Source organism: Enterococcus sp. 12F9_DIV0723 (assembly GCF_002174375.1).
In the GTDB taxonomy this organism is placed as follows: domain Bacteria; phylum Bacillota; class Bacilli; order Lactobacillales; family Enterococcaceae; genus Enterococcus_A; species Enterococcus_A gilvus.
Genome location: NZ_NIBK01000001.1, coordinates 1,148,322 through 1,173,871 on the forward strand (window position 1 = coordinate 1,148,322; position 25,550 = coordinate 1,173,871).

The 25,550-nt window shown below is 42.2% G+C and carries 27 protein-coding genes and 1 tRNA gene; 21 read left to right on the forward strand and 7 right to left on the reverse strand.

Going from position 1 to position 25,550, the window contains the following annotated elements:
- Positions 1 to 7 precede the first annotated feature (7 nt).
- Genes A5868_RS05570 through A5868_RS05605 form a run of 8 tightly spaced genes read left to right on the forward strand, consistent with a single transcriptional unit; the run spans position 8 to position 6,482 of the window.
- Complete coding sequence (locus A5868_RS05570; RefSeq protein WP_086305720.1) at positions 8 to 1,108, forward strand: iron-containing alcohol dehydrogenase family protein; 1,101 nt, start codon at positions 8 to 10, stop codon at positions 1,106 to 1,108.
- A 15-nt stretch (positions 1,109 to 1,123) separates the two neighbouring features.
- Complete coding sequence (locus A5868_RS05575; protein ID WP_010781263.1) at positions 1,124 to 1,966, forward strand: PTS mannose/fructose/sorbose/N-acetylgalactosamine transporter subunit IIC; 843 nt, start codon at positions 1,124 to 1,126, stop codon at positions 1,964 to 1,966.
- Positions 1,967 to 1,982: 16 nt separating this feature from the next.
- A complete protein-coding gene (locus A5868_RS05580; protein ID WP_086305721.1) occupies positions 1,983 to 2,840 on the forward strand; it encodes a PTS system mannose/fructose/sorbose family transporter subunit IID in 858 nt (285 codons plus the stop codon).
- Positions 2,841 to 2,862: 22 nt separating this feature from the next.
- On the forward strand, positions 2,863 to 3,369 hold the full coding sequence (locus A5868_RS05585; protein WP_086305722.1) for a PTS system mannose/fructose/N-acetylgalactosamine-transporter subunit IIB: 507 nt from the start codon (positions 2,863 to 2,865) through the stop codon (positions 3,367 to 3,369).
- Between the two features lie 28 nt (positions 3,370 to 3,397).
- Entirely contained in the window at positions 3,398 to 4,270 is an 873-nt protein-coding gene (locus tag A5868_RS05590; protein ID WP_086305723.1) for a hypothetical protein, read from the forward strand.
- A 17-nt stretch (positions 4,271 to 4,287) separates the two neighbouring features.
- On the forward strand, positions 4,288 to 4,731 hold the full coding sequence (locus A5868_RS05595; RefSeq protein ID WP_086305724.1) for a PTS sugar transporter subunit IIA: 444 nt from the start codon (positions 4,288 to 4,290) through the stop codon (positions 4,729 to 4,731).
- A gap of 22 nt (positions 4,732 to 4,753) precedes the next feature.
- Entirely contained in the window at positions 4,754 to 5,821 is a 1,068-nt protein-coding gene (gene uxuA / locus A5868_RS05600; RefSeq protein ID WP_086305725.1) for a mannonate dehydratase, read from the forward strand.
- A 25-nt stretch (positions 5,822 to 5,846) separates the two neighbouring features.
- The gene (locus A5868_RS05605) at positions 5,847 to 6,482 is read left to right on the forward strand and encodes a bifunctional 4-hydroxy-2-oxoglutarate aldolase/2-dehydro-3-deoxy-phosphogluconate aldolase (protein ID WP_086305726.1); all 636 of its coding nucleotides are present in this window, start codon (positions 5,847 to 5,849) and stop codon (positions 6,480 to 6,482) included.
- Between the two features lie 48 nt (positions 6,483 to 6,530).
- Here the strand turns inward: A5868_RS05605 and A5868_RS05610 are convergent, their stop codons facing one another.
- The 3 genes from A5868_RS05610 to A5868_RS05620 form a co-directional block, all read right to left on the reverse strand.
- Complete coding sequence (locus tag A5868_RS05610; protein WP_086305727.1) at positions 6,531 to 8,894, reverse strand: phosphoketolase family protein; 2,364 nt, start codon at positions 8,892 to 8,894, stop codon at positions 6,531 to 6,533.
- A gap of 457 nt (positions 8,895 to 9,351) precedes the next feature.
- The gene (locus tag A5868_RS05615) at positions 9,352 to 10,014 is read right to left on the reverse strand and encodes a C39 family peptidase (RefSeq protein WP_086305728.1); all 663 of its coding nucleotides are present in this window, start codon (positions 10,012 to 10,014) and stop codon (positions 9,352 to 9,354) included.
- Between the two features lie 66 nt (positions 10,015 to 10,080).
- On the reverse strand, positions 10,081 to 12,000 hold the full coding sequence (locus A5868_RS05620; RefSeq protein ID WP_086305729.1) for an ABC-F family ATP-binding cassette domain-containing protein: 1,920 nt from the start codon (positions 11,998 to 12,000) through the stop codon (positions 10,081 to 10,083).
- A 202-nt stretch (positions 12,001 to 12,202) separates the two neighbouring features.
- Here A5868_RS05620 and A5868_RS05625 point away from each other — a divergent pair, with 202 nt between their 5' ends.
- On the forward strand, positions 12,203 to 12,841 hold the full coding sequence (locus A5868_RS05625; protein WP_010781253.1) for a redox-sensing transcriptional repressor Rex: 639 nt from the start codon (positions 12,203 to 12,205) through the stop codon (positions 12,839 to 12,841).
- A gap of 70 nt (positions 12,842 to 12,911) precedes the next feature.
- Here A5868_RS05625 and A5868_RS05630 read toward each other — a convergent pair whose 3' ends face one another.
- Positions 12,912 to 13,256: a thioredoxin family protein gene (locus A5868_RS05630; RefSeq protein WP_086305730.1), complete on the reverse strand. Its 345-nt coding sequence runs from the start codon at positions 13,254 to 13,256 to the stop codon at positions 12,912 to 12,914.
- A 129-nt stretch (positions 13,257 to 13,385) separates the two neighbouring features.
- On the opposite strand from A5868_RS05630, the gene A5868_RS05635 reads away from it, so the two are divergent.
- A tRNA-Gly gene (locus A5868_RS05635) sits at positions 13,386 to 13,456 on the forward strand.
- Between the two features lie 401 nt (positions 13,457 to 13,857).
- Here A5868_RS05635 and A5868_RS05640 read toward each other — a convergent pair.
- Entirely contained in the window at positions 13,858 to 14,394 is a 537-nt protein-coding gene (locus A5868_RS05640) for a CPBP family intramembrane glutamic endopeptidase (RefSeq protein WP_254911043.1), read from the reverse strand.
- A gap of 299 nt (positions 14,395 to 14,693) precedes the next feature.
- On the opposite strand from A5868_RS05640, the gene A5868_RS05645 reads away from it, so the two are divergent.
- The 4 genes from A5868_RS05645 to A5868_RS05660 all read left to right on the forward strand — a co-directional run bounded on the left by A5868_RS05645 (position 14,694) and on the right by A5868_RS05660 (position 17,354).
- Complete coding sequence (locus tag A5868_RS05645) at positions 14,694 to 14,909, forward strand: hypothetical protein (RefSeq protein WP_010781187.1); 216 nt, start codon at positions 14,694 to 14,696, stop codon at positions 14,907 to 14,909.
- Positions 14,896 to 15,840: an SPFH domain-containing protein gene (locus A5868_RS05650; protein ID WP_087654083.1), complete on the forward strand. Its 945-nt coding sequence runs from the start codon at positions 14,896 to 14,898 to the stop codon at positions 15,838 to 15,840. Before A5868_RS05645 ends, A5868_RS05650 begins: the two co-directional genes overlap by 14 nt.
- A 43-nt stretch (positions 15,841 to 15,883) precedes the next feature.
- Positions 15,884 to 16,600: a DNA/RNA non-specific endonuclease gene (locus A5868_RS05655; RefSeq protein ID WP_086305732.1), complete on the forward strand. Its 717-nt coding sequence runs from the start codon at positions 15,884 to 15,886 to the stop codon at positions 16,598 to 16,600.
- A gap of 112 nt (positions 16,601 to 16,712) precedes the next feature.
- A complete protein-coding gene (locus A5868_RS05660) occupies positions 16,713 to 17,354 on the forward strand; it encodes a lactate utilization protein (protein WP_086305733.1) in 642 nt (213 codons plus the stop codon).
- Between the two features lie 58 nt (positions 17,355 to 17,412).
- On the opposite strand, the gene clpP is transcribed toward A5868_RS05660, so the two are convergent.
- The gene (gene clpP, locus A5868_RS05665) at positions 17,413 to 18,006 is read right to left on the reverse strand and encodes an ATP-dependent Clp endopeptidase proteolytic subunit ClpP (protein WP_010739616.1); all 594 of its coding nucleotides are present in this window, start codon (positions 18,004 to 18,006) and stop codon (positions 17,413 to 17,415) included.
- 391 nt (positions 18,007 to 18,397) lie between these two features.
- On the opposite strand from clpP, the gene A5868_RS05670 reads away from it, so the two are divergent.
- The 5 genes from A5868_RS05670 to A5868_RS05690 all read left to right on the forward strand — a co-directional run bounded on the left by A5868_RS05670 (position 18,398) and on the right by A5868_RS05690 (position 23,208).
- Entirely contained in the window at positions 18,398 to 18,913 is a 516-nt protein-coding gene (locus A5868_RS05670) for a hypothetical protein (protein ID WP_010781183.1), read from the forward strand.
- Positions 18,914 to 18,992: 79 nt separating this feature from the next.
- The gene (locus tag A5868_RS05675) at positions 18,993 to 19,727 is read left to right on the forward strand and encodes a glycerophosphodiester phosphodiesterase (protein WP_086305734.1); all 735 of its coding nucleotides are present in this window, start codon (positions 18,993 to 18,995) and stop codon (positions 19,725 to 19,727) included.
- Positions 19,724 to 20,647, forward strand: coding sequence for a tRNA (adenosine(37)-N6)-dimethylallyltransferase MiaA (gene miaA, locus A5868_RS05680; RefSeq protein WP_086305735.1), 924 nt, complete (start codon positions 19,724 to 19,726; stop codon positions 20,645 to 20,647). Before A5868_RS05675 ends, miaA begins: the two co-directional genes overlap by 4 nt.
- Positions 20,648 to 20,726: 79 nt before the next feature.
- Entirely contained in the window at positions 20,727 to 21,971 is a 1,245-nt protein-coding gene (gene hflX, locus A5868_RS05685) for a GTPase HflX (RefSeq protein ID WP_086305736.1), read from the forward strand.
- Positions 21,955 to 23,208, forward strand: coding sequence for a methionine gamma-lyase family protein (locus A5868_RS05690; protein ID WP_086305737.1), 1,254 nt, complete (start codon positions 21,955 to 21,957; stop codon positions 23,206 to 23,208). The genes hflX and A5868_RS05690 overlap by 17 nt, the downstream gene beginning before the upstream one ends.
- A 28-nt stretch (positions 23,209 to 23,236) precedes the next feature.
- Here the strand turns inward: A5868_RS05690 and A5868_RS18940 are convergent, their stop codons facing one another.
- Complete coding sequence (locus tag A5868_RS18940; protein ID WP_176281368.1) at positions 23,237 to 23,410, reverse strand: hypothetical protein; 174 nt, start codon at positions 23,408 to 23,410, stop codon at positions 23,237 to 23,239.
- Between the two features lie 191 nt (positions 23,411 to 23,601).
- Here A5868_RS18940 and A5868_RS05695 point away from each other — a divergent pair, with 191 nt between their 5' ends.
- Together A5868_RS05695 and glnA are read left to right on the forward strand one after the other, a co-directional pair.
- A complete protein-coding gene (locus A5868_RS05695) occupies positions 23,602 to 23,982 on the forward strand; it encodes a MerR family transcriptional regulator (protein ID WP_010744471.1) in 381 nt (126 codons plus the stop codon).
- Between the two features lie 46 nt (positions 23,983 to 24,028).
- Positions 24,029 to 25,369, forward strand: coding sequence for a type I glutamate--ammonia ligase (glnA, locus tag A5868_RS05700; RefSeq protein WP_010781177.1), 1,341 nt, complete (start codon positions 24,029 to 24,031; stop codon positions 25,367 to 25,369).
- Positions 25,370 to 25,550 lie beyond the last annotated feature (181 nt).

The window sequence follows — 25,550 nt, forward strand, 5'->3', positions numbered from 1 at the left end:
GGTATGGATGTTAACGGATTTAAAGGTCAAGGTCGGTCCGCAATTTTATCGTTACCACGTTGGAGCGATTGACTTCGTACCAGAATTGCTAACGGAATTTTCTGCAAAAAATGTATTGATCGTCCATGGGGGGATCTCTTTTGAGAAGGCGAAACCTTTCTTGCGCTTCCTTAATGACTCCGCGTATCACTTCCGTTTTTTGCGGTACACAGGTGAATGCAGCTATTACGGAGCCGAACGAATCAGCAACGTAGTCAAAGAAGCGCAAATCGATTTCATTATTGGCGTGGGAGGCGGAAAGCTGACGGATTTGGTTGGCTATGCAGCACATACCCTAAATGTGAACTTTGGGGTGATCCCAACACTTGCTAGTAACTGTGCCCCTTGGACGCCGCTTTCTGTCATGTACAAGGAAAATGGAGAATCAGAAGGGAGAAGCGAACACTTTCTGCGACAGGCATCGTTCTTTATCACAGATCCCGAGCTGGTAGTAACTGCGCCTACGAAATATTTCATTGCCGGATTGGCAGATACGATCGCTAAATGGTACGAATCAGAAGCAATTTTGGCGCAGGAGCATCTTCTAAATGAGCCCTTTTTGCAGGTTGCTGGATACACGGCAAAACTTTGTAAAACAGCGATCATGAAGGATTCGTCCAAAGCCATCATGGATATGGAGGCGGGAGAGGCAACTGAAGAATTCATTCATTTATCGGAAATCGTTTTTGGTGTCGCGGGGCTAGTTGGCGGTTTAGGTGACAAGTATGCGAGAAACGCGATTGCCCATGCTATGCATGACGGCATGAGTAAATTTATTCCAGAAAGTCATGATTTCCTGCACGGAGAAAAAGTAGCCTACGGAATATTTTATCAATTGGCAGTCGAGAAAAAATGGGACCAAATCGATGAACTGATCCCTTTTTATCAGGAATTGCAGTTGCCGATGTCGTTAACACAAATGGGGCTTTTTCCAGCAGAAGAAGTGATCGATAAGATCGTGGCCTTTGTAGATTCAAAGGAAAAAGTTCACTTAGTGCCAATACCAATGACTAGTGAATTATTGAAGGAATCAGTCATAGAATTAGAAAATTATATCAATAAGAGTTAAAAGAAGGAGGATCATATGGATACTTTAAGTGTAATGCAGAGTCTGTTGATTGCTTTGTGGGTCGCTGCGGTAATGTCAAGATGGCTAGGAGGGGGCGCGACACTCACGCTACGTTTCTCCCCGTTGATGACTGGACTGGTTGTCGGTATCATCATGGGAAATGTCGCTCAGGCGATGATCGTTACGGCTGCTTTGCAAATGATTTATATGGGTGTGTTCTCGCCAGGAGGCTCCATGCCAGCGGAACCTTCGATTGCTGCGGCAATTGCAGTTCCCGTCGCTTTGTTGGGAAACTTGAAACCGGAAGCTGCGATCGCAGTGGCCGTACCGGTTGGATTATTAGGAAGTTATTTGTACCAATTCCGTTTCTTTATCAACACATTCTTAGGGAAATACACGGATAAAGCAGTGGAAGATTTGAACGCCAAAGCAATGAAGCGGTCGATCATCCTTTATCCGACGATTGCGTCATTCTTGCTTTTCGTACCACTAGTATTTATTGCTCTTTACTTAGGAGCACCGATCATTGCTGATGTCATCAATGCATTGGAAGGAACAGTTGTCATTCATATTCTTGAAGTAGTTGGGGGCGGATTAGCTGCAATAGGAATCGCCACAACCGTTTATGTTATTGGTCGGAAAGATTATATGGTCTTTTTCTTCCTTGCTTACTTCATGAGTGTAGTGTTCAAGTCACTTGAGATCACGATGGTTACTTACGCAATCTTCGGTATTCTGATCGCGTTGATCTTCGTTCAATCGCAAAAAGGCAAGGGAATCGCGCCAGCAGCGGATGCTGGTGGACAAAGTTCCTCTGCGACCTTTGACGATGACGACGACTATGATGATGGATTCTAATTAGGAGGAAAAGACGATGACTGAAGTATCTACAAATAAAAGTTTAGCACCAGAAGAAATCACCAGTAAAGACGTTACAAAAGCTTACTTGAGATGGCATTTTGCCAATGAGATCCCGCATTCATTCGAACGTTATTTGGCGCCTTCGCTGCTTTATGCGATGATGCCGATCTTAAAAAAGTTGTATAAAGACGATGATGCATTAAAAACAGCGTACAAACGCCAATTGCTCTTCTTTAATACGCAGCTAAGCTGGGGTGGCGGGGTCATCACTGGCTTGATGTCTTCGATGGAGCAGCAACGGGCACAAGAGGAATATGAGAATAAAGAAATTTTGATGCAAGATGATTTGATGTACAACACGAAGGCAGGGTTGATGGGGGCGTTAGCCGGGATCGGGGATGCGATCGATTCAGGGACGGTCCAATATATCTTCATCGCCATCGCCGTTCCTTGGGCACAACAAGGAAGTGCGCTAGGTGCGTTGTTCCCATTTATTTGCTTCGCACTTTACCAAGCCGCACTGGGCGTATTCTTTGCTAGACAGTCCTTCACTATGGGGCGTAATGCGACAGGCTTGATGCAAAGTACAGGTGTCCAAACAGCGATCGAAGCACTTTCGGTACTGGGTCTGTTCATGATGGGGATTCTTGCCGGGAACTACGTAAAAGTCGAGTCCACATTGAAATTTGCCATCTCTGGACGGAAATTCGTTATTCAAGAGATTCTTGATCAGATCGTTCCGGGCATCTTGCCTTTAGTTGTCGTGATGGGGGTGTACTGGTTCTATACGAAGAAGGGTCTGAAAGTAACACAAGCATTGCTTTGGCTGACCTTGATCTTGATCATTTTAGCTGGAATCGGAATCTTATAAATAGAAAAAGGATGTGTATGAAATGGGCGTAGTGAATTTAGCTCGAGTAGACGAACGATTGATCCATGGACAAGTAATGATGACTTTATCACAAAAAAGTGGGGTCAATTCAATTTTTGTTGTAGATGAAGTGGTAGCGAAAGACAAATTTATGCGGGATCTTTACAAGAATGCCGGCAGTCGGACAGGTCAGAAAACGATTGTGATCACACCGGAAAAAGCGAAGTTTTATTGGGATGAATTTACTTTTAAAGAATACAACTGTATTTTGATCACCAAGACAGTCAGTGTCATTTATGATCTGGTAAAGCATGGTGTACCGATGAAAGAGTTGAACATTGGCGGGATCGCTCAAAAAGATCCTGAGAAGGATTTGTTGGTCACAAAATCAGTGTACTTAAACAAAGAGGACGCAGAACGCTTAAAGGACATGAATGAAAATTACGGTGTGGAAGATATCTATTTCCAAGCGACACCTTCTGCACCTAAATCAAGCTTGAAGGATGTCTTGAAACAATTCGGATTATAGAGAAAATGAAAGACAGGAGAGAGTAAACATGGAGCAAACAGAGATCTTCAACGATTGGCTATTTCGATACCAATATGTTTATCGGTTACGTCGAACAGAGAAAAGCAAAAAAAGATTTCTTAGCGCTTTAGTCACGGATATCGCAAAGATGCGCGAAGATATTCGAGTGATCGAGTACGATCAGCAAAAGAAATACGCATCTCGGAACGTCTATGTCGGCGATGTCGAAAAGGCAGAACGTGTGATCTGTACATTCTATGATACTCCTCCTGAGAGCTTTGGCTCCTACCAGTTGTTTGATCGTAAGGACCAAGCGAAAAAGACGACGACCTACATTTTAGTGAGCACGATTTTGGCAATTCTTTTAGGGATCATAGGCACGCTGGTCTACATGGGGCTGTCGCCTCATTCCTTTCAATTGAATTCACTCGGCACACTGATAATAGTGGCTGCTTACGGCGCTTATTTTGTTCTCTTAGGAAAAGTCACGAAAGGATTGTCTAAGCGGAAAACATTGGTTCGCAACACCTCGTCGATTTTAGCGATGTTGAAGATGATCGCCGATGAGCGACAAGAAAAAGTCGCCTATGCCTTTTTAGATGAAGGCAGCTACGGCAGCAAAGGATTAGACGAATTACAAAAGCAGGTCAGTCGTCAGTGTCAGATTTATTACTTAGACAGCGTAGGGGCTTCAGCCCCGTTACATTTGATCGGTGAGACACCCAGTAGCAAAAAAGCAATAGAAGACATTGATTATCAGGCGGCAAATCAAAAAGTAAGCTATCTTTTCAGTGCACGAAGAGATGAAGACAAGGCGGCTTTTTACTTAGATGCCGCAGATTTAAAAGAGAAAAAGCTGAATATGAAAAATATTACTGCTGTAACAAGTTTGTTTCAGTGAGAGAAATGGAGGAAATTATGCTAGGAATCGTAATCGCCACACATGGCACCTTAAGTGATGGCTTAAAAGATGCTGCGGAAGTGATCATTGGGACTACGAACAACATCGCGACCGTGAATTTGAATCCCGGGGACGATGTTCAGGAATTAGGCGGAAAAATCGAGGCGGCTATAAAGGAAGTTGATAACGGCGAAGGAGTCGTTGTCTTAACGGACTTAGTAAGCGCCAGCCCGTACAATCAGTCAGTCTTGATCACCAACGAATTAGAGGCTGCGCTTCAAGCGAACGTTTATGTCATCGGCGGCGTTAATTTACCGATGCTGCTTGAAACGATCAATCATCAAATTCTAAGTACACCTATAGAAGAAGCTGCGCCAGCAGTGATGGCACAAGGGACAGACAGCTTGGCTATTTGGCATATCTCATCAGTGGAAGAAACAGACGAAGAAGACGACTTTTAATTAGGATAGGGGACTAAAACTTATGAAATGGGGCTTTAGATGGTATGGAGAGAAAGGCGACTCCATTCCTTTAAATCATGTAAGGCAGATTCCCGGTATCAATGGTGTCGTTGGCACATTGTTGAATAAGATGCCCGGAGATGTATGGGAAGTTGCAGAAATTCAGGAACTGAAAGAATCGATTGAAAAAGAAGAATTGGCGTTGCTAGGCATTGAAAGTGTCGCGATCCATGATGCGATCAAGGCCGGCACCGATGAACGGGACCATTACATTGATAACTACATTCGAACGATCCGAAACCTTTCTGAGTGTGGGGTGGATTTGATTTGCTACAGCTTCAAACCGATTTTCGGCTGGGCAAAAACAACCCTTAATTATGAAAATGAAGATGGCAGCTTGGCTTTGCTCTATGATCAAGAGGTTGTAGACAATATGGAACCGGGAGATATGTACAAGCTGATCAGCAGCCAGTCAAAAGGCTTCCAGCTTTCCGGTTGGGAAGAAGAACGTTTGAACAAATTTAATTCATTAGTTGAGATGTATGAGGGCGTGACGGAAGAGGATCTATTCGAGAATTTGAAGTATTTCCTTGAAAAAATCATTCCTGTCTGTGAAGAGGCAGACGTGAGAATGGGGATTCATCCGGATGATCCGCCATGGGAAATTTTCGGGTTCCCACGTATTACGAAAAATTTAGCTGATCTAAAACGAATCATCAGCATGGTGGATTCTCCTTACAATGGCATTACGTTGTGTACGGGTGCCCTAGGTGCAGATCCTGAAAACGACATGGTGAAGATCGTTCACGAAATCGGGGATCGAATCAACTTTGTTCATTTCCGCAACGTGGAATTTCTTGGTTACCGGAAGTTCAAAGAAACCGCCCATCCATCTGCGGAAGGGTCATTGGATATGTACGCGATCATGGAAGCGCTAATTGAAGTTGGTTTTGATGGCGTGATTCGCCCGGATCACGGACGGACGCTCTTTGGTGAAGTCGCACGTCCAGGATACGGACTATATGACCGAGCAATGGGGATCACGTATATGCAAGGACTGCACGAGGCGATCGTAAAAAGCAAAAGCTAGCAGTTGGATAGAAAGCGAGGAAAACATGTCAGTAACGATGAAGCATGAAGTGTATGAACAGTTGGTACAAACAAAGCTGTTGCCGCTCTATACCGCAACGAATCTTGAGTATTTAGATAAGGTGGAAGAGATTTTGTTGAAAAACGGAGTTCCGCTGATCGAAGTGACGTTTCGCAGCGACCGTGCGGCAGAAGCCATCAAGAAACTGTCAGAATCAGGAAAATTAACGGTAGGGGCAGGAACTGTCCGTACGTTGAAAGAAGCAAAAATCGCTGTGGAAAATGGTGCGAAGTTCGTGGTGTCTCCAGCAGTGGTACCTGAAGTGATCGAATTTTGTTTAGAGCAAGAAATTCCAGTTTTTCCAGGAACGGCAACACCGCGGGACATTCAAATTGCGGCAGATTATGGCCTTACAGTTGTGAAATTCTTCCCGGCGGATATTTACGGGGGACTGGATGCTATCAATGCATTAAGCGGCCCTTTCTACGATATGAAATTCTTGCCGACTGGCGGAATCACTAAAGACAACTTTGTTTCGTATTTGGATAATCCTCACGTGATCGGTGTAGGCGGCTCCTTCATTCTTTCGGAAAAGGTCATCATGGAAGACAATGGAGAGAAAATGGACCGAATCTTACAATCATTAGTAGAACAAATGTAAAAAGCATCAGGAGTGATCAAATGATCGGCTCCTGATGCTTTATTTTTTTTATTTTAGAGGTGCCCATTTCCAATCTTCTACTTCAACTAAGTCTTTTCCTTCTGAACGAATAAAGTCATGGTGCTTTTGCAGCGTGTCGTCCATTTGTTGTGAGAAGTTCTCAGCCTGTTCACCGTAAACGGCATTGGCACCATCTTGTGCTAAGTGGAAGCGATCCATTTCACTGAAGACGCGCATGTCAAATGGTGTTGTAATATCCCCATTTTCACGGTAGCCATGGATATGGATATTGTGATTGTGACGGTCAAAGAAGATGTCACGTACCATGCCTTCATAACCGTGGAAAGCAAAAATAATTGGTTTGTCGGTTGTAAAGATCGCATCAAATACATCGTCTGTCAGACCACGCGGATCAATATCTGGATGACGCAATTTCAAGATGTCTACAACATTGACAAAGCGAATTTTTAATTCTGGAAATTGTTTGTTCAAAATAGAGACAGCAGCTAATGATTCTAAGTTAGGTTCTGTACCAGCTGCGGCGATGACTAAATCAGGTTCTGCCCCGTTGTCAGTACTTGCCCAATCAATGACTTTAAGTCCTTTTTCCACCAACTCTTCGGCTTCATCCGCAGAATAAAATTGCGGACGTGGATGTTTGCTTGAGACGATCAAATTGATCACTTGCTTGTCTTGCATCGCTTTGTCCATTACCGCCATTAAGCTGTTGGCATCAGCGGGCAAATATTCACGAATAAATTCAGGTTTTTTCTCAGCTAAATGAGTCAATACACCAGGATCTTGATGGGTGTAGCCGTTATGGTCTTGTTGGAAGACCGTCGAAGTCGCGATCAAGTTCAATGCGGGGTATTCTTTACGCCAAGAATGTGCGCTGGCTTTACGCATCCATTTGAAGTGCTGTGTCAGCATAGAATCTACGACACGCAAGAAAGATTCGTAGCTGGCGAAGAATCCGTGACGACCAGTCAGTACATAGCCTTCCAAGAAACCTTCTGCTTGATGTTCCGATAACTGGCCATCGATTACACGACCCACTGAGGATTGCCATTCATCCGTACTGTTTTTTGGTTCTAACCATTGGCGATTCGTAACATCGAAAACTTTGTTCAAGCGGTTTGATTTTGTTTCATCAGGACCAAAAATACGGAAGTTTGTTGGGTTTTCTGTGATCATATCCCGTGCTTGTTCGCCGAAGACGATCATATCTTGTGCAGTCACTGCACCTGGAACAGTCGTATCGATCGCATGCTGTTTCCAATCAGGCATCACCATTGGTTTAGGATCGATTCCGCCATTCGTGATTGGATTTGTTGCCATACGCTTGTCGCCTTTAGGAGAGAGCGCTCGGATGTCAGCCACAATTTTTCCGTTTTCGTCGAATAATTCTTCTGGACGGTACGATTTTAACCAATCCACCAATTTATCCGCATGCTCCATATCTTCAGAACTTACAGGGATCGGTACTTGGTGCGCACGGAAAGTGCCGGCCAATTGTTCTCCGTTCCAAATTTCTGGACCAGTCCAGCCCTTAGGGGTTCTAAAGATGATCACTGGCCAATGAGGCATTTCAGCATCTTCCGCATTTCCCTTACGCGCTTCAGATTGGATCGATTTGATTTCTTCAATGACTTCATCAAGTACATTTGCCATGATCGGATGCACTTTTTCAGGGTCCGTACCTTCTACAAAGTAAGGTTTCCAGCCCAGGCCTTCAAAATATTTTGCCAAATCTTCATCACTTTTACGTGAAAGGATCGTTGGATTCGAGATTTTTCCGCCATTCAAGTAAAGGATCGGTAATACCGCTCCGTCATTGACCGGGTTGATAAAGACATTTGAGAACCAGCCGCTAGATAGAGGGCCAGTTTCCGCTTCGCCATCTCCAACCACAGTTGCTGCGATAACATCAGGATTGTCTAAAATGGCCCCCGTCGCATGAGAAAGGGAATACCCTAATTCGCCGCCTTCGTGAATGGAACCGGGTGTTTCTGGTGCTGCGTGAGAAGCAATACCGCCAGGGAAGGAGAACATTTTGAATAGTTTTTTCATCCCTTCAGCGTCTTCAGTGATTTCAGGATATATTTCTGTGTAGCTGCCATCGATATAAGAGTTTGAGACCATCACTTGTCCGCCATGACCAGGCCCTTCAATGTAAAACATATTCAAATCATATTTATTAATCACACGGTTTAAATGTGCATAAACGAAATTTTGTCCAGCGATAGTTCCCCAGTGACCGATCGGGTGGGTTTTAACGTCTTCCTTTTTTATCGGTTGCTTTAATAAGGGGTTGTCCTTTAAATACATTTGAGCGACGGAGATATAGTTGGCCGCGCGCCACCATGCATCGACTTTATTCAGGTACTCTTGAGAATCTAAGTTGTTTGACATAGATAAAACTCCTTTTTAAGTATAAAATACTTTAATGTTTACACACACAATATACCCGTATTCAAATCGCTTGTAAACCTTTTTTTGGTATTTTTTACATTAATTATTTATTATCACAAATTAACATAACGGGAGGGATAAAAGAAAAGCTTTTGTGATATATTAAACAAACTTTTTAATAACAATTCCTCATACTGAAAAAAATCGCTTATTATTTTGTTAAGAAAGAGAAACAAACGTTCATTAATGAAGAGGAATTAGAGGCACCGTGTAAAAAAAGGAGAAGAGGTAAATTGACAGACATTCATAAATACGCCACATTTTTTTCTTACTTTGCATCAAAAAGCTCATAGCTTTTTCAAATCTTTGACGTAAGATAAACGTAACCCTAAAGTAATTCTTTTCCCCTGTGAAAGCAGGAACCCCCAAAAATAAAGCTGGTGCGTAAGCACCAGCTTTATTTTGTATATACCCATACGTTTGCGAGTTGCGGCAAAAGGGAATCAAGTGAATATTTTTGCATGTAGTGATTTTTTTCCGGGCTGTCATTCGGGTCATAAACGATAAGCTGATCACTCTGGACATCCTTTTTGATCACCATGATGTGCCCGACTTCTGTAAACTCACCAGGGGTGACAGATACCACCAATGGCTGGTTCTGATTCAAATACTGCTGGATCTTTCCTTGATCCTTCCCAAGGTTCTGAACAGTCAGACCGTAATGTTCAGCAAAAGCAGGGAATATAGACCATGCAGTTCCTTGTCCATTCTCATAATAGCGATCACCGCTCCATTGCAGAATTTCTGTTGGATAGACTGTTCGCTTTTCTTGAAAGGAAAGAATCATGGCTAAAGAAGTGATCGCGCAGCCATTTGTGGCTAAATCATTCCTATCAGAACCGCTGCCATATGCTTTTCCGGACCATCGCGGATCTGTCTGTAAAATCAATGAAAAATCCTGACCATGTTCTTGCAGGTATTGATTGGCAGAAGCAGAAAAATTCTGCTGACTATTTGCTTTATTGCTAAATGGAAAAAATTTCAACGAGAGGGCGCCTAAACTTGCGCACACTAAAACGATGCCTAATAAAATAGAAAAGGGACGAGATCGTCTTTTCATAAAAAACACCTCCACTCCTATAGTAAAACAAAAAAGGAGAGAGGTGCCATCGGGCAAAAGTTGTACTTATTCAAATTCTTCTAATTCCAAGCTGAGTTCTTCCCAGCTTGCGAGCTGCTCTTCTTGAAATGCTTTAGCAGTTTCCAATTCATTCGTCAATTCTAATAATTGAACATGATCATTCAAAATATCCGGATGACTCATTTGTGTTTCAAGTGCATCAATTTTTTCATCTAAAGACGAGAGGCTTTCCTCGATCGACTCGATTTTACGACGTAAGCTGCGAATCAGCTTTTGCTGTTCTTTGTCCTGATGAAATTTCTTTTTAGGCACTTCGACAGGGTCATTTTCTTTCGCTTGCAATTCAGCAATTTCTTCTTCTTCTCTTTTTTTCTCTAAATAATAGTCATAATCACCAAGGTATAATTTGCTGCCCTCTGGAGATAATTCAATCACTTTGTTTGCGATGCGATTGATAAAATAACGGTCATGAGAAACAAAGAGCAGGGTGCCCTGATAATCGATCAGCGCGTTTTCTAACACTTCTTTGTTGTCGATGTCCAAATGGTTGGTAGGTTCATCCAGTATCAAAAAGTTTTCTCTGTTCATTGATAGTTTTGCTAAAGCCACACGAGCTTTTTCTCCACCACTCAGTAGCGGAATTGTTTTTTCGACATCCTCACCACTAAATAGGAAACCACCTAAAACACTTCGAATCTCTTTTTCGGGGGTCGTCGGATGTTCATCCCAAAGCTCAGCTAAAATCGTTTTATTTCCATGGAGATCCGCCTGCCCTTGATCGTAATATCCGATCGTCACATTGGTCCCAAAATGGGGAGTCCCTTTGATGAAGGGCAACTGACCGATCAAGGATTTTAATAACGTAGATTTTCCGATCCCGTTTGGTCCGACAAGGGCGATGGCATCCTCACGACGAATATCTAGATCCACTGGCTCGGACAACGTATCCTCATAGCCGATTGCAGCTTCTTCAACTTGCAGGACCACGTTGCCTGAAATTTTATCAATATCGAACATGAATCTTGCTGATTTTTCCTTGCCATCCGGCCGGTCTAGCCGATCCATTTTCTCTAATGTTTTGCGGCGGCTTTGAGCGCGTTTTGTCGTTGAAGCGCGGACTAAATTGCGGGCGACGAAATCTTCAAGCTTTCCGATTTCTTCCTGTTGTTTTTCATACGCCTTCCAGTCACTAGCAAGCTGCGCGGCTTTTAAGTCTAAATAACGAGAGTAATTTCCTTTATAATGGCGAATTTTATGGCGAGAAATTTCATAAATCTCGTTTACGACGCGATCCAAAAAATAACGGTCGTGAGAGACAATTAAAAGAGCTCCCGCATAGCCTTGTAAATAATCTTCCAGCCAGGCCAGTGTTTCGATGTCTAAGTGGTTGGTGGGTTCATCAAGAATCAAGATGTCTGGTTTTACTAACAGCATACGAGCCAAAGCAAGACGCGTTTTTTGACCACCCGAAAGAGTGCTGATTTCTTTATCGTAAAAACTGTCATCGAATTTAAACCCGTGAAGGACGCTTCGAATCTCATTTTCATAGCCGTACCCGTTCTGTTCATTGAAATCATGCTGCAGTTGATCGTATTCCTTCAATAAAGAAGCGTAGCGAGCCTCAGTTTCTGGGGTATCACCGATAGCGATTTCGACTTCCCGCATTCGTGCTTCCATTTGACGGACTTTTTCAAAAGCCTTCAGCATTTCGTTCCAGATCGTTTCTGTTGAGTCCAACCCCGTATCTTGGGCGAGGTAGCCCAGCGTGGCTTGTTTATTTTTGATGACTTGCCCCGCATCGGGTGCTTCGATACTGGCGATAATTTTTAGTAGTGTCGATTTGCCCGCACCGTTTCGTCCAACGAGACCGATCCGTGCTTTGCTGGCGACTTCAAGATGGATATTTTCAAATAGCGTGTCTGCGCCAAAATAGCGAGCAATTTGATTTGCTTGTAATAAAATCATTGGATATCTTCCTTAAATTTATTTTTCCGAATGGATTAAGTCTATCATATTTTCGCAGACCTTGCGATTGGAAGCGGTCATTTCAGTTAATCGTGATTTTTTCACAAAATTTCGAGCAAGTGCGTTGCATTTTCACTAAGATTCTTGCTATTATAGTGCAGTACTCAACATTTACGAAAATTTTTGATAGAGGAGAGTTATTGTGAAAGAACATTCAATTCCAAAAGCGACTGTTAAACGATTGCCGTTATATTATCGGTATTTGCGTATTTTAAATAATGCTGGAAAAACAAAAGTATCATCTACAGAACTAAGCGAGGCGATCCAGGTCGATAGCGCAACGATTCGTCGGGACTTTTCTTACTTTGGTGAATTAGGGAAACGCGGATATGGATACGATGTCGAAGATTTGATGCATTTCTTCGGTAAAATCTTAAATGACGACCAATTGACCAACGTCGCATTAGTCGGTGTCGGTAATTTGGGAAGCGCGTTGTTAAAATTCAAGTTCCATCAAAGCAACAGCATCCGTGTAAGCTGCGCCTTCGATGTTAAAGAAGATATCGTGGGACGTATCGTTGATGGCATCCCTGTGTACCCATTAGACAGCATGGTCGAACAGATCAAATTGCAACAAATCGAAATCGCTATTCTGACTTTACCAGCACAACAAGCGCAACAAGTGGTGGATCAATTAGCGGCAGCTGGAATCAAAGGAATCTTAAACTTTACAGCCGCTCGTCTTACTGCACCAGAGGATGTTATTATCCAAAGTGTGGATCTGACCAATGAATTGCAAACCTTGATTTATTTCTTGCACCACAACAATAACGACAAATAAAAAAAACTGAGCCTGTGCTCAGTTTTTTTGCTGTCTAGCTTATAGAGGTGTTGAAACTCAAATGTTTCGCTTACTGCTCACCGAATAGCGTTTGATAGTCCGTGGTTTCCGAATCTTTTGGCAATTGCTGCAATAACTCGTTTAAAGTGGTGAAATCAATAAAACGGGATTGACGCGCAATTTCTTTTCCGTCGTGGTAGACTAAAACGGCAGGGACAGTCAGAACTTCAAAAAAGCCTGCCAATTCTGGTTCGTGCAGAATGTCTAAATGATGAAAAGGAATAGATGCCTCTTCGGCAAGCTTTCTTACTTTCGGTTCATCTACATGACAGATGCTGCAAGTTTCAGAAGAGATGAACACGACATTATTTGCTTCATTAGATAAAGACTCTTGAACCATGCTCAATTTTTCCATGGCAAACATCCTTTCCTGAAAAATACTTACTATCTGTAAGATAATCAGAATTGGTCAAATTGTCAATTTAGTTGTTTGAGAAAAATAGTTGTTTGATTTCATAAAAAGCGTTATACTCTCTAATGTACTGCGGGTGTAGTTTAGTGGTAAAACAGAAGCTTCCCAAGCTTCCGTCGCGAGTTCGATTCTCGTCACCCGCTTTTTGAAGCATCGTGGACTTGATTGTGATCAGTCACGGTGCTTTTGGTATTTTTTACTTTTCTTTTGACGGACTCTTGCTATTCAATCTGTGCTTGATGTATGCTAAAGGTGATGTGGGAGGGTTCTCCCACTCAGGGGTATTTATCCTTATTAAACCAACGTTTGTGGCTGAGCGTTGGTTTTTTTATATTTTTTTTAAAGCGAATTCTGCATGGATGATTAGTTGTGATTTTAACTGGTAAACGAAGAAAACTCGTTTAATGAAGGCTTTTTTATGGGGATTCATAAAAATCTTTTCCTTGAATGCTGTAGCGTTCTTAGGTGGACAAGACGATATTGGTGACTAAACTCTAAAAATGGTATCGGTAAGAGACACGAAAAAATCCCCCGATATGGAGGATTACGTGGTGATTCCAAAAAAGCTTAATACAAACAGTAGAAGAGCGGGAAACATCGAGTTCATGGTGTTTAACATCCAGTGAACCATAATAGATCCCCAGATATTTTTAGTAAATAAATAGATCAAGCCTAAGTAAACACCCAATACCATATAGGGAATCATGGCATAGACATTCCCGTTAAAATTGTTCCAATGAACCAGCCCGAATAAGATTCCTTGAACAAAAAGCATGACGATCCGTAAAAATCCATTGGAAAACTTTCCTAGCAATAAATAGCGAAACGTCAATTCTTCAGCAAAGGGAGCAATAAAGGGTGAGACAGCGGCCAAGACGGCCCATCCAGCGCTTAGTGTTTGCCCAGAAGTGTTCTCTGAACTGCGAAGCTGAAGAAGTTCACTAGGGATCATTCTGCGTACGAAACTAAGTATAAAGAAAGCGATCGCGACTAAGACGATACTCAACAGCAATTTAAGAAAAAGTCTATGACGATATAGTTGCCACTGTTCCTTTAGAAAATCATGAAATAAGTAAATCATAATCAGAAAACCTGCTAGAAATAAACCAGTTGAACTTAACAAAGAAATTTTTGGGTCCTTATCAAGATGAAGGAGCGGAAAAAGGTAGTCGCCTATCAATAATTCCAAAGGGATTATCAGAAGCCCCCACCATTGTTTTTTTGTTGCTTCCATATCGTTACCTCTCTTTCTTGCATAAGTGTAAAAAAATAGGCAAGAAGTGTAAAGCAATATGAACGAAAGAAAAATTTCTTTTGGTAACTTTTTGGTATAATCAAAGGAAGCTAATAAAAAGGGGTTGAGAGAGTGTGGATTATCAGATGCAAAAGACCATGGGAAAATGTTTTCGCAGCAAGGGAACAAGTGTTATTGGAACAATCCGAATTCTAGGCAGTTGGTATGATTTTAAAGTAGTAAACGGGCCACCAGAGATAGGCGACATGTTGGAGGTCATTGATTTTACCAGTCGTGAATTGCTTGTTGTCATCAATAATAATTTAGAAGAAAGTGATGTGAATTATCTTGTTCATCGTTAATATTATCTTATTTATAATCATAGCTGTCGTCGTTTTGTTTATCATTAGTCAGTTGGTAGTCATTGTTCAGCAAGGGGAAGTCAAGGTCGTAGAAAGCTTTGGGAAGTATGTAAAAACAATCGACCCGGGACTGCATTTTCTGATCCCTATTTTATATGTTGTGCGCCGTCGTGTGTCATTAAAGCAAACGCCTATTCAGATCGAACCGCAAAGCGTGATTACTCGAGACAATGTAATCGTAGAGATCGATGAAGCGATAAAATATCACGTGACAGATGCACGGGCTTTTGTGTATGATAATGAAGATTCTGTCACGTCTATGATCCAAGATTGCCAATCCAATTTACGAGGCATCATTGGTAAAATGGAACTGAACGAGGTATTAAACGGCACAGAAGAAATCAATGTTAATCTTTACGAGAGTGTGAAGGACATTACGGCCGGTTATGGCTTGTCCATAGATCGGATCAATATCGGAGAGATTTCGGTTTCCAACGAGATCATCAATTCGATGAATAAGTTAATTACTGCTAGTCGAGACAAAGAATCCTTGATCACCATTTCGGAAGGGAAAAAACAGTCTGTGATTTTAGAGTCTGAAGCAAAATCCTCTGAAATGCAGATCGATGCAGAAGCTCGAGCAAGACAAACCAAAATCGATGCAGATGCCCGCGCCGAACGGACGAAAATCGATGCAGCAGCAGAGGCGGAACGGATTGAAAAGATCACCGAAGCGGAAACTTCTCGAATCAGAGAAATCAATAAAGCCATTGCTGAAAGTAATTTGACGGATGAAATGATTGCCTACTTGGGGATCGAAGCCTTCAAGCACGTGGTTGAAAACAATGGCAATACTGTTATTATGCCAAGTAATTTAACCGAACTCGGCAATGTACCGGCAATCAAGAAAATTTGGAAACAAACGAACTAAAGAGATTCGTGTGATGGGAGACACTAATAGTAGAAAGTAGGAGTTGAGAACCATCGCAGCAAAGAAGCAAGCACCAAAAATTATTTCCGCAATCGTCATTGCGTTAGCCGGGATATATGGACTTTATTCCCAGATAGCACCGGAAAGCCAATCAGGAAATTCAAACAAGGAAGTCGTTATAAGTCAATTATCAGAGATTCCTGAGTATGACGGTGAGCATCAAACAATTGAGATAAATCATAACCAACCGGATTTTTCTAAAAAGGATCTTTCTCTTGAGCAGCGTACTTGGACAAGCTTTTCTGATCTCGACGCGTTGAATCGAGTTGGCGTTGCAAATGCGATGTTAGGAAAAGAATTGATGCCCCACCAAGAACGGGAACGCTTATTTGTCAAACCGACCGGCTGGCATCAAAAGTTTTACAACGATGAGCCATTGTATAATCGAGCCCATTTGATCGCCTATCAATTTTCAGGAGAAAATAACAATCTTAAAAACTTGATGACGGGAACAGCTTCACTGAATGACCCTGGGATGAACGATCACGAAAAGGAAATCGGAAATTATATACGTAAAACCAATCACCATGTCCGTTATCGGGTGACGCCTTATTTCAAAGGGGAAGAATTGGTTGCGCGAGGCATTCAAATGGAGGCGGAAAGTATCGAAGATGATCAAATTTCTTTTAACCTTTTTGTTTATAATGTGCAAGAAGGCATTACGATTGATTATCAAACAGGCTATTCGCAAAAGGAGTAAAGAAATCACCCAAATTTGGGTGATTTTTTATTAGAAAAAGTCGTTATCCTATTGTTATTATGAGAAATTTACTTGAGAATAAAGAAGAAGCTAAAGGAGAGGGTTACGAACAATGGAAGAGTACCAACGGGAACGTTATCTGGCTGCAGCAATGACGCTTAGTAAAAAATTAGCGCGCCGACAATTTCAACCAATCATTTGTCGAAATTTAGAGGAGGCAACAGATCATGCGTTAGATATGATTGATCCGAACAAGACAGTAGGGCTTGGCGGCTCTATTACAGTGGAACAATCTGGGATAATTGAAAGGTTGTATCAGCGAGATCAGAAAATGATTGATCGCGAACAAACGAATTCGGTGGAGGCGCGGCATCAGGTGATGAAGCAAGCGTTGACTGCTGATTATTTTTTGACTAGTATCAACGGGATCTCTGAAGAGGGAGAATTGGTAAACATCGATAGTGTTGGCAACAGGGTAGCTGCGTTAACGTATGGACCAGATAAAGTAATCGCATTTATCAGTATGAGAAAAGTGTATGGGAATCTTGAGACTACCTTAGAAATGGTTCGCAAAAACACGGCGCCATTGAATGCCCACCGTTTAGGGTTAGAAAAGACACCTTGTATAAAGAAAGGTACCTGCGGAGACTGTCTGAACACAGAATGCATTTGCAATACGATCGCGATTACTCGCCGCTCGATGGAGAAAGACCGTATCCTTTTATTTTTGATCCTTGAAGATGTTGGGTTATAGGAGAGTATTTTATAGAGAACACAAAAAAAACCGAGGAATTTTCCTCGGTTTTCTGTGTTTAGCTTAAAGAACTGCTGTTTTCCATTACTTCATCGATCAAACCGTAAGCTTTTGCTTCGTCGGCAGACATGAAGTTATCACGATCTGTGTCACGTTCAATGACTTCGATCGGTTGACCAGTACGTTCAGACAAAATGTTGTTTAAACGTTCGCGGGTCTTCAAAATGTGGCGAGCAGCGATTTCAATCTCTGTTGCTTGTCCTTGCGCACCACCAAGAGGTTGGTGGATCATGATCTCAGCGTTTGGCAATGCAAAGCGTTTGCCTTTCGCGCCAGCGGTCAACAGGAAGCTTCCCATAGAAGCAGCCATACCAAGTACAATGGTTTGCACATCGGCTTTGACAAAATTCATTGTGTCAAAAATCGCTAAACCGGCAGATACGCTACCACCTGGTGAATTGATGTAAAGATAAATATCCTTTTCAGAGTCTTGGGCATCCAAGAAAAGTAATTGGGCGATAATAGTGTTCGCCATATCATCGTTCACTTCACCGCTTAACATAATGATGCGGTCTTTCAATAAACGAGAATAAATGTCGTAAGCACGTTCGCCACGAGATGATTGTTCAATGACTGTAGGGACTAAATTCATAGTGAATCCTCCTTAAAAATAGTGTTCGTAATTTAGTTTAGCACAAACGAGGTTGGATTGCTAAAACTTAAAGAAAGTATACAACGTTGGTCAGTTTTGGTCAAATGGAAGGCTTCGATTTTTAAGACGTATCAAACTATCCTAGAAACACGAAAATATGGTACTATTAATAACGAAAAGAACAAACTATTCATTCGTTAATTTTATTTTCATCGTGTATCCTTTAAAAAATGGTATATCACAAAAAAATGTTATAAATTAGACGAGCTTTTTTTATTTATATCTTTAAAAGCGATCGTCTCATTTTTTAAAATTTTCAAGGGGATCACATAGTGAACAGCGACGTGTTTTTAAAGAAATAGTCCTTAATAGGAACTGGGAGGGAACAAATGTGGAAATTGCATTAATCGGACTAATCGGTGTATTGATCGGGGCAGGCTTGACGGGGATCGCCGTCTACTTTGTTTTTAGATATATTGATTCGCGCCATATTCGTGAAAGAGAACTGGAACATCAGGTCAAAGAAATCGAAACAATCAACCTTTTAAACAAGAAAATCAATGAGGTTTTATCAAAGCGCAATGTGATGATGCAAGAATATGTATCCTTTAATTCATTTGATGATTGCTACATTACGATTGATGACTTTATCTACTTGAACTCATTCACAGCGCAAAATAATTTTTATTTGCCAAATTATTTAATTGAAGAATTCTTCAAAAATATTTCCCATCGAAAAGTTATTTTATCCCCTGAAGAAACGGTCAAAATCGGCGGCTATACTTATAAAGGCGGGCGCATTGTCATGGAGACCTTCTCTGAACAACTTTTAGAAATATTGAACGAGAAAAAACAAAAATTATCTCGGTCAACAAAACAACCATTACGCTATTTTAACGTACAATAATACATTCACGAATACTCGTGAGCAGACTTATATCAGGTTATTGAAAAATGATCGTTGACTACGGACGAGGTGACTATAGATGACAGTAATTATTGCTCATCGCGGGAGTGCTGGAACTCATCCAGAGAATACATTGCCTGCGTTTATGGAAGCAGTGCGAGCCGGTGCAGACGGGATCGAACTGGATGTTCAATTAACTGCGGATCAGCAGTTAGTCGTGATTCATGATGAGAGCGTTGATCGAACGACTGACGGAAAGGGCTTGATCCGTGAGTTGACATTAAAGGAAATAAAAAAACTAGATGCTGGAAGCTGGTTTGATGAAAAATACCAAGCAACGAAGATTTCGACCTTGCAGGAAGTCTTGAACCTATTGCTGCAAATGCGCTTTCGCGGTTTTTTGTGTATTGAGATCAAAACAAATAAATTCCATTATCCTGGGATCGAAGAAAAAATATCGGCGGTCATGACTAGTAAAGAGTGGCCATTTACGTATTGGTATGCAAGTTTCAATATTGATTCGCTGCACATCATGCATCAATTTGAACCGGATGCTCAATATGATCTGATTCAAAAAAATGACTTAGAAAAAAGCCAAATCGTTCTAGATACTGATTTTATTGAGGGCTTGCATCCTAGTTATGATTGGGTCAAACAGAATCCGGAAATCGCCAAAAACTATGAGAAAACCATCCGTCCGTGGACGCCAAATCTGTACGAGACGATGATGACTTGTTATGAAAAGAACCTCGCTGGAATCATCACTGATTTTCCGGAAAAAGCGATTCGTGCGAGAAGCAGGTATAAGCAATGAAAGTAATTGCAATCGTGGGACCGACAGCAGTTGGCAAGACGAGCTTGAGCATCGACCTTGCCAAACGGTTTAACGGAGAGATCATCAGCGGCGATTCCATGCAAGTCTACCGCGGCCTCGATATCGGGACTGCAAAAGTGACTTTAGAAGAACAGGCTGGCGTTTTGCACCATTTGATAGATGTGCGAGATATAGACCAAAGCTATTCTGCAGCCGACTTCCAACAGGCGGCTAGAGAAGTGATTCAAGAAATCACTGATCGAGGAAAAGTCCCCATTGTTGTCGGCGGAACAGGACTTTATATCCAATCGTTGTTATGGGACTACAAACTTGGAAGTGAAGGCGAACGAACGGACGAGTCATTAAGAGAAAAATACGAAGCGATCGCTGAAGCTGAAGGGAATGAAGCCCTGTGGAAGCTCCTGCAGGCGAAAGATCCATTGGCTGCGGAAAAAATCCATTACAATAATCGAAAAAAAATGATTCGAGCACTGGAAGTGTTTGAATTGACGGGCCATTCTATTTTAGAACCGAAAGAACAACCGAAAGAACTTTATGACAGCTTTTTGATCGGCTTGAACACGGAGCGTACGCGCTTGTATCGCCGAATCAATGAACGTGTGGATTTAATGGTGGAGCAAGGCGTGCTTGAAGAAGCAAGGCAACTAGCAAAGACTCCAGAAGTTCAGGCGGCACAGGGAATCGGCTATAAAGAATTCTTCCCCTATTTTTCAGGCGAGTGTTCATTGGACAGCGCGATCGAGGAAGTAAAATTACATTCACGAAGATATGCAAAACGTCAATTGACCTGGTTTCGAAATCGGATGTCGGTTCATTGGTATGATCTGGTTCAACATCCAGAAGCAATTGACGAGGTCGAAGCAGCTATAGAAAAATGGTTGTCTAGCGAGGAACAATAGAAGAAATCGACCGTTAAGAAGCAGAAAGAGTCTTTTTTTATTTTAAAAAATAAAGCAGCATTACTTAGGAGGAAACGAATTGTCAGAAAGAGTCATTTTAGTCGGCGTCGAAACAGATGAGACCAAGTATAACTTTTTGGAATCGATGCATGAGTTGGCTGGACTAACCAAAACGGCTCATGGCGAAATAGTTTTTTCATTGACCCAAAAACGTCCAAGAATCGATCGTCAAACGATCATCGGTAAAGGAAAAGTAGAAGAACTGGCACAATTGGTAGACGCCCATGAAGCAGAGCTGGTCATCTTCAACCATGCATTGACGCCGCGTCAAAGCCAAACCATCGAGGAGCGGGTTGGTGTTCCTGTGATTGATCGTATTCAGCTGATTTTAGATATTTTTGCCCAAAGAGCACGTTCTAAAGAAGGAAAGCTGCAAGTAGAATTGGCACAGTTAGAGTATTTATTGCCTCGACTGACTGGACAAGGGCAAAGCTTGTCGCGGCTCGGTGGTGGGATCGGGACACGTGGACCCGGGGAAACAAAACTAGAAACCGATCGCCGTCATATTCGTCGTCGGGTCTCTGCTATCAAAAAAGAAGTGAAGGAAGTCGAAGCGCATCGGGAACGAAGCCGGCAAAAACGGCAGCAATCCAGCGTTTTCCAGATGGGGTTGATTGGCTATACGAATGCCGGGAAATCGACTATTCTAAATCTGCTGACGAATGCAGATACGTATTCTGAGGATCAGCTGTTTGCGACGTTGGACCCTTTGACAAAGCGTTGGCATCTTCCTCAAGGAATGGAAACGACGATCACGGATACTGTTGGCTTTATTCAAGATTTGCCGACGCAATTAGTGGATGCGTTTCAGTCCACGCTGGAAGAAAGCCGCGGCATGGACTTGCTGCTCCATGTCGTTGATGCTAGTGCTGAGGACCGTCAGCAACAAGAAAAGACAGTAAATGACTTATTGAAGGATCTACACATGGAGACTATCCCTATGCTGACGATCTACAATAAAGCCGACCGTATTGATGAATTTACATTTACTCCGACCTTGTTTCCAAGTGTGTTGATTTCAGCAAAGACCAACAGAGGCAAGGAATTACTTGAGGATTCCATCAAGCAGGAGATCATGAATTTATTAGAGCCTTATATAGTAACGTTGAATGCGGATGAAGGCCAGGCATTAAGTGAAATGAAACGAGAGACCCTTGTCTTGAGTGAAACCTTTGATGAAGAAAACGAACACTATGTTGTCCGTGGGTTTGCTAAGAAAAATTCTCTCTGGATTAGGAGAATGGATGATGAATTGGACAACTGATCTAGCACCAGAGTTAGTTGAAAAAGTCGACCGAGTCGATCAAAAAATCGCTGGTCGATTGCAAGAAGTGCGGGAGGTCGCGTTATCAAATCAGGCGAAAGTCTTGGCCGCGTTTCGAGAGAATCATGTTTCGGAAAGCCATTTTTTACCTTCTACTGGGTATGGGAATGACGATCAGGGACGGGATGTTTTGGAAGCCGTGTACGCACAAACTTTTGGCGCGGAAGCTGCACTCGTACGCCCTCAAATCGTTTCTGGGACACACGCGATCGCCACCTCGTTATTTGGTGTGCTGCGTCCTGGGGATGATCTGCTTTATATTACCGGAACACCCTACGACACATTACTTGAAGTTATCGGCGTACAAGGCAATGGAATCGGGTCGTTTAAGGAATACAACATCGGTTACGACGAAGTTGACTTATTGGAAGACGGTGCTGTTGATTTTGAAGGGATCAAAGCGAAGATCACGGATAAAACAAAAGTGATTGCGATCCAGCGTTCACGAGGCTATGCCTCACGGCCCTCATTTACGATAAAAAAAATCAAAGAAATGTGTGATTTTGTCAAAACGATCGCGCCGAATGTCGTGATCTTTGTCGATAATTGTTATGGAGAGTTTGCTGAATTATTGGAACCGACACAAGTGGGTGCCGATTTGATGGCGGGGTCATTGATCAAAAATCCTGGTGGCGGAATCGCTAAAACAGGCGGCTATATCGCTGGGAAACAGGAATTGATCGAGCGTTGTGCCTATCGCTTAACAACACCAGGTGTAGGTGCTGAAGGCGGTGCGATGCTTGGCAGTGTCTTTGATATGTTACAGGGATTTTTCCTGGCACCTCATGTGGTGAGCCAAGCGATTCAAGGCGCTGTTTTTTCTGCCGCGTTATTGGAAGAATACGATTTGGCCTCCACCCCTAAGTGGGATCAGCCGCGTACGGATTTGATCCAACTGATCGATTTTCGGGATCGCGAAAAAATGATCCAGTTTTGCCAAGCGATTCAGAAATATTCGCCCATTGATGCCTATGTTGCCCCTATTCCTTCTTATATGGCAGGCTATGAGGATGACATCATTATGGCGGCGGGGACATTCATTCAAGGAGCGAGCATCGAATTGAGTGCAGATGGTCCTTTGCGTGAACCCTATTCGTTATATCTTCAAGGCGGTCTGACATTTGAACACGTCAAAGTTGCAGTAACGAACGCTGTGAATGAAGTCTACCATCAGTAAAAAGGAGCTCAACCTTGAGCTCTTTTTTTTAGGCCTGTTTTCTATCTAAAGCAGTTTCAGGAAAGGAAAGCTGCTGTTCGTGGTTGAATCTTACAAGATAGGTATGGGTCTCTTTGTTGTAATTTATGATGATCCCTAAATAGCCAGCCATCGGTTGGTCTTTTTTTATTTTAACGGTCTCACCGTTTTGGAAACGAGCCAAAGCGTTCACGTCCTTTTCTTTTTAATGAGTATACGATACTTTTATAAAACAGAAACCTTGATAATACAAGCTTTTCTCTCTAAATCCGAACGTTTTTAATTTCTATGTAAGAAAATCTAACATTATGCCTTGACGATTGGTTCGTCGGATGGTATCCTTTTTTCAACATCAAAATACAAGGAGGAGATGGTATGCGGGAAAAAGAATTGCGTCGTTCGCTTGCAGTTTTTCCAATTGGTACAGTTATGAAACTGACAGATTTGACCGCAAGGCAAATCCGGTACTATGAGGAGCAAGAATTGATTCATCCGGAACGAAGTGAAGGCAACCGTAGAATGTATTCTCTAAATGACATTGATGTGCTGCTTGAAATCAAGGATTATTTATCCGATGGGTTAAATATGGCGGGAATCAAGCGTGTCTATCAAATGCGCCAAGAAGAGGTCAAAGCGGCCAAAGAGAAACCACCATTGACTGATAAAGATGTTCGTCGTATTTTCTACGATGAGATGCTGACGCAAGGCGGTTTTCAACAACAAAATCCATACCAATCGCAAGGGCCTAAGCTGTAGCGGTTGTGGAATAAAAAAATGAAGTGCGAGGAAGGGATTAGATATTATGCCGAAAAAAGATCTAAGTAAAGAGGATATTAAACGAATTGTTGAAGAAGAGAACGTCCGATTTTTACGCTTGATGTTCACAGATATTATGGGGACGATCAAAAACGTTGAAGTACCTGTGAGCCAAATGGATAAAGTCCTAGATGATAAAATGATGTTCGACGGTTCATCTATCGAAGGCTTTGTTCGGATCGAAGAAAGCGATATGTACTTGTATCCAGATTTGTCTACTTGGATGATTTTCCCATGGGAAAGTGATCACGGCAAAGTGGGACGTTTGATTTGCGACATTTACAGTCCAGATGGCACGCCGTTTCCAGGGGACCCTCGCGGGAACTTGAAACGCATTTTAAAGGGAATGGATGAATTTGGTTTTACATCATTCAACTTAGGACCAGAACCAGAATTTTTCCTATTTAAAATGGATGAAAATGGCGATCCTACATTAGATTTGAACGACAAAGGCGGCTACTTCGATTTTGCACCGACTGACTTAGGTGAAAATTGCCGTCGCGATATCGTGTTAGAGCTTGAAAGCTTAGGGTTTGAAGTCGAAGCCTCTCACCATGAAGTTGCACCAGGACAACATGAAATCGACTTTAAATATGCCGATGCGATCGAAGCGTGTGATAACATCCAAACCTTCAAATTAGTAGTGAAAACAATTGCCCGCAAGCATGGTCTTCACGCGACCTTCATGCCGAAACCTTTATACGGCATCAATGGTTCTGGTATGCACTGCAACATGTCCTTATTCAATGAAGACGGCAATGTTTTCTATGACGAAGACGGCCCAATGAAATTAAGTAAAACTGCTTATCACTTCTTAGCAGGATTATTGAAACACGCGCGTGCATACACGGCAGTATGTAACCCGATCGTAAACTCTTACAAACGTTTAGTTCCCGGCTTTGAAGCCCCCGTATATGTAGCATGGAGCGGGCGCAACCGTTCGCCATTGATTCGTATCCCTGAATCTCGCGGCTTGTCTACTCGTTTAGAATTACGTTCAGTCGACCCTGCAGCTAATCCATATTTGACTATGGCTGTTCTGTTGGAAGCTGGTTTAGACGGAATCCGTAACGAATTAACACCGCCAGCAGCAGTTGACCGCAACATCTATGTGATGACGGAAGAAGAACGTAAAGAAGCAGAAATCTATGATTTGCCATCAACGATCCACAATGCAATCAAAGCATTGCGTGAAGATCAAATCATGGTGGATGCCCTTGGAAACCATATTTACACAAACTTCAATGAAGCAAAACGTATGGAATGGGCAGCCTTCCGTCAAACTGTTTCTGAGTGGGAACGCGATCAATATCTAGAGCTTTACTAATCCAAACTCGCAAGACCTTTGAGGACATCCTCAAGGGTCTTTTTTTGACCAAAAAATAACGATTTCAAAGAAAAATGACTGAATTTGATTGTTGCGGATTAAGAAAAAAGAAAGAAAAAAATAATTGCGTCCTTTTTATCCAACGCATGTTAAAGGAACATTGGAGGCAAGGTTCAGATGC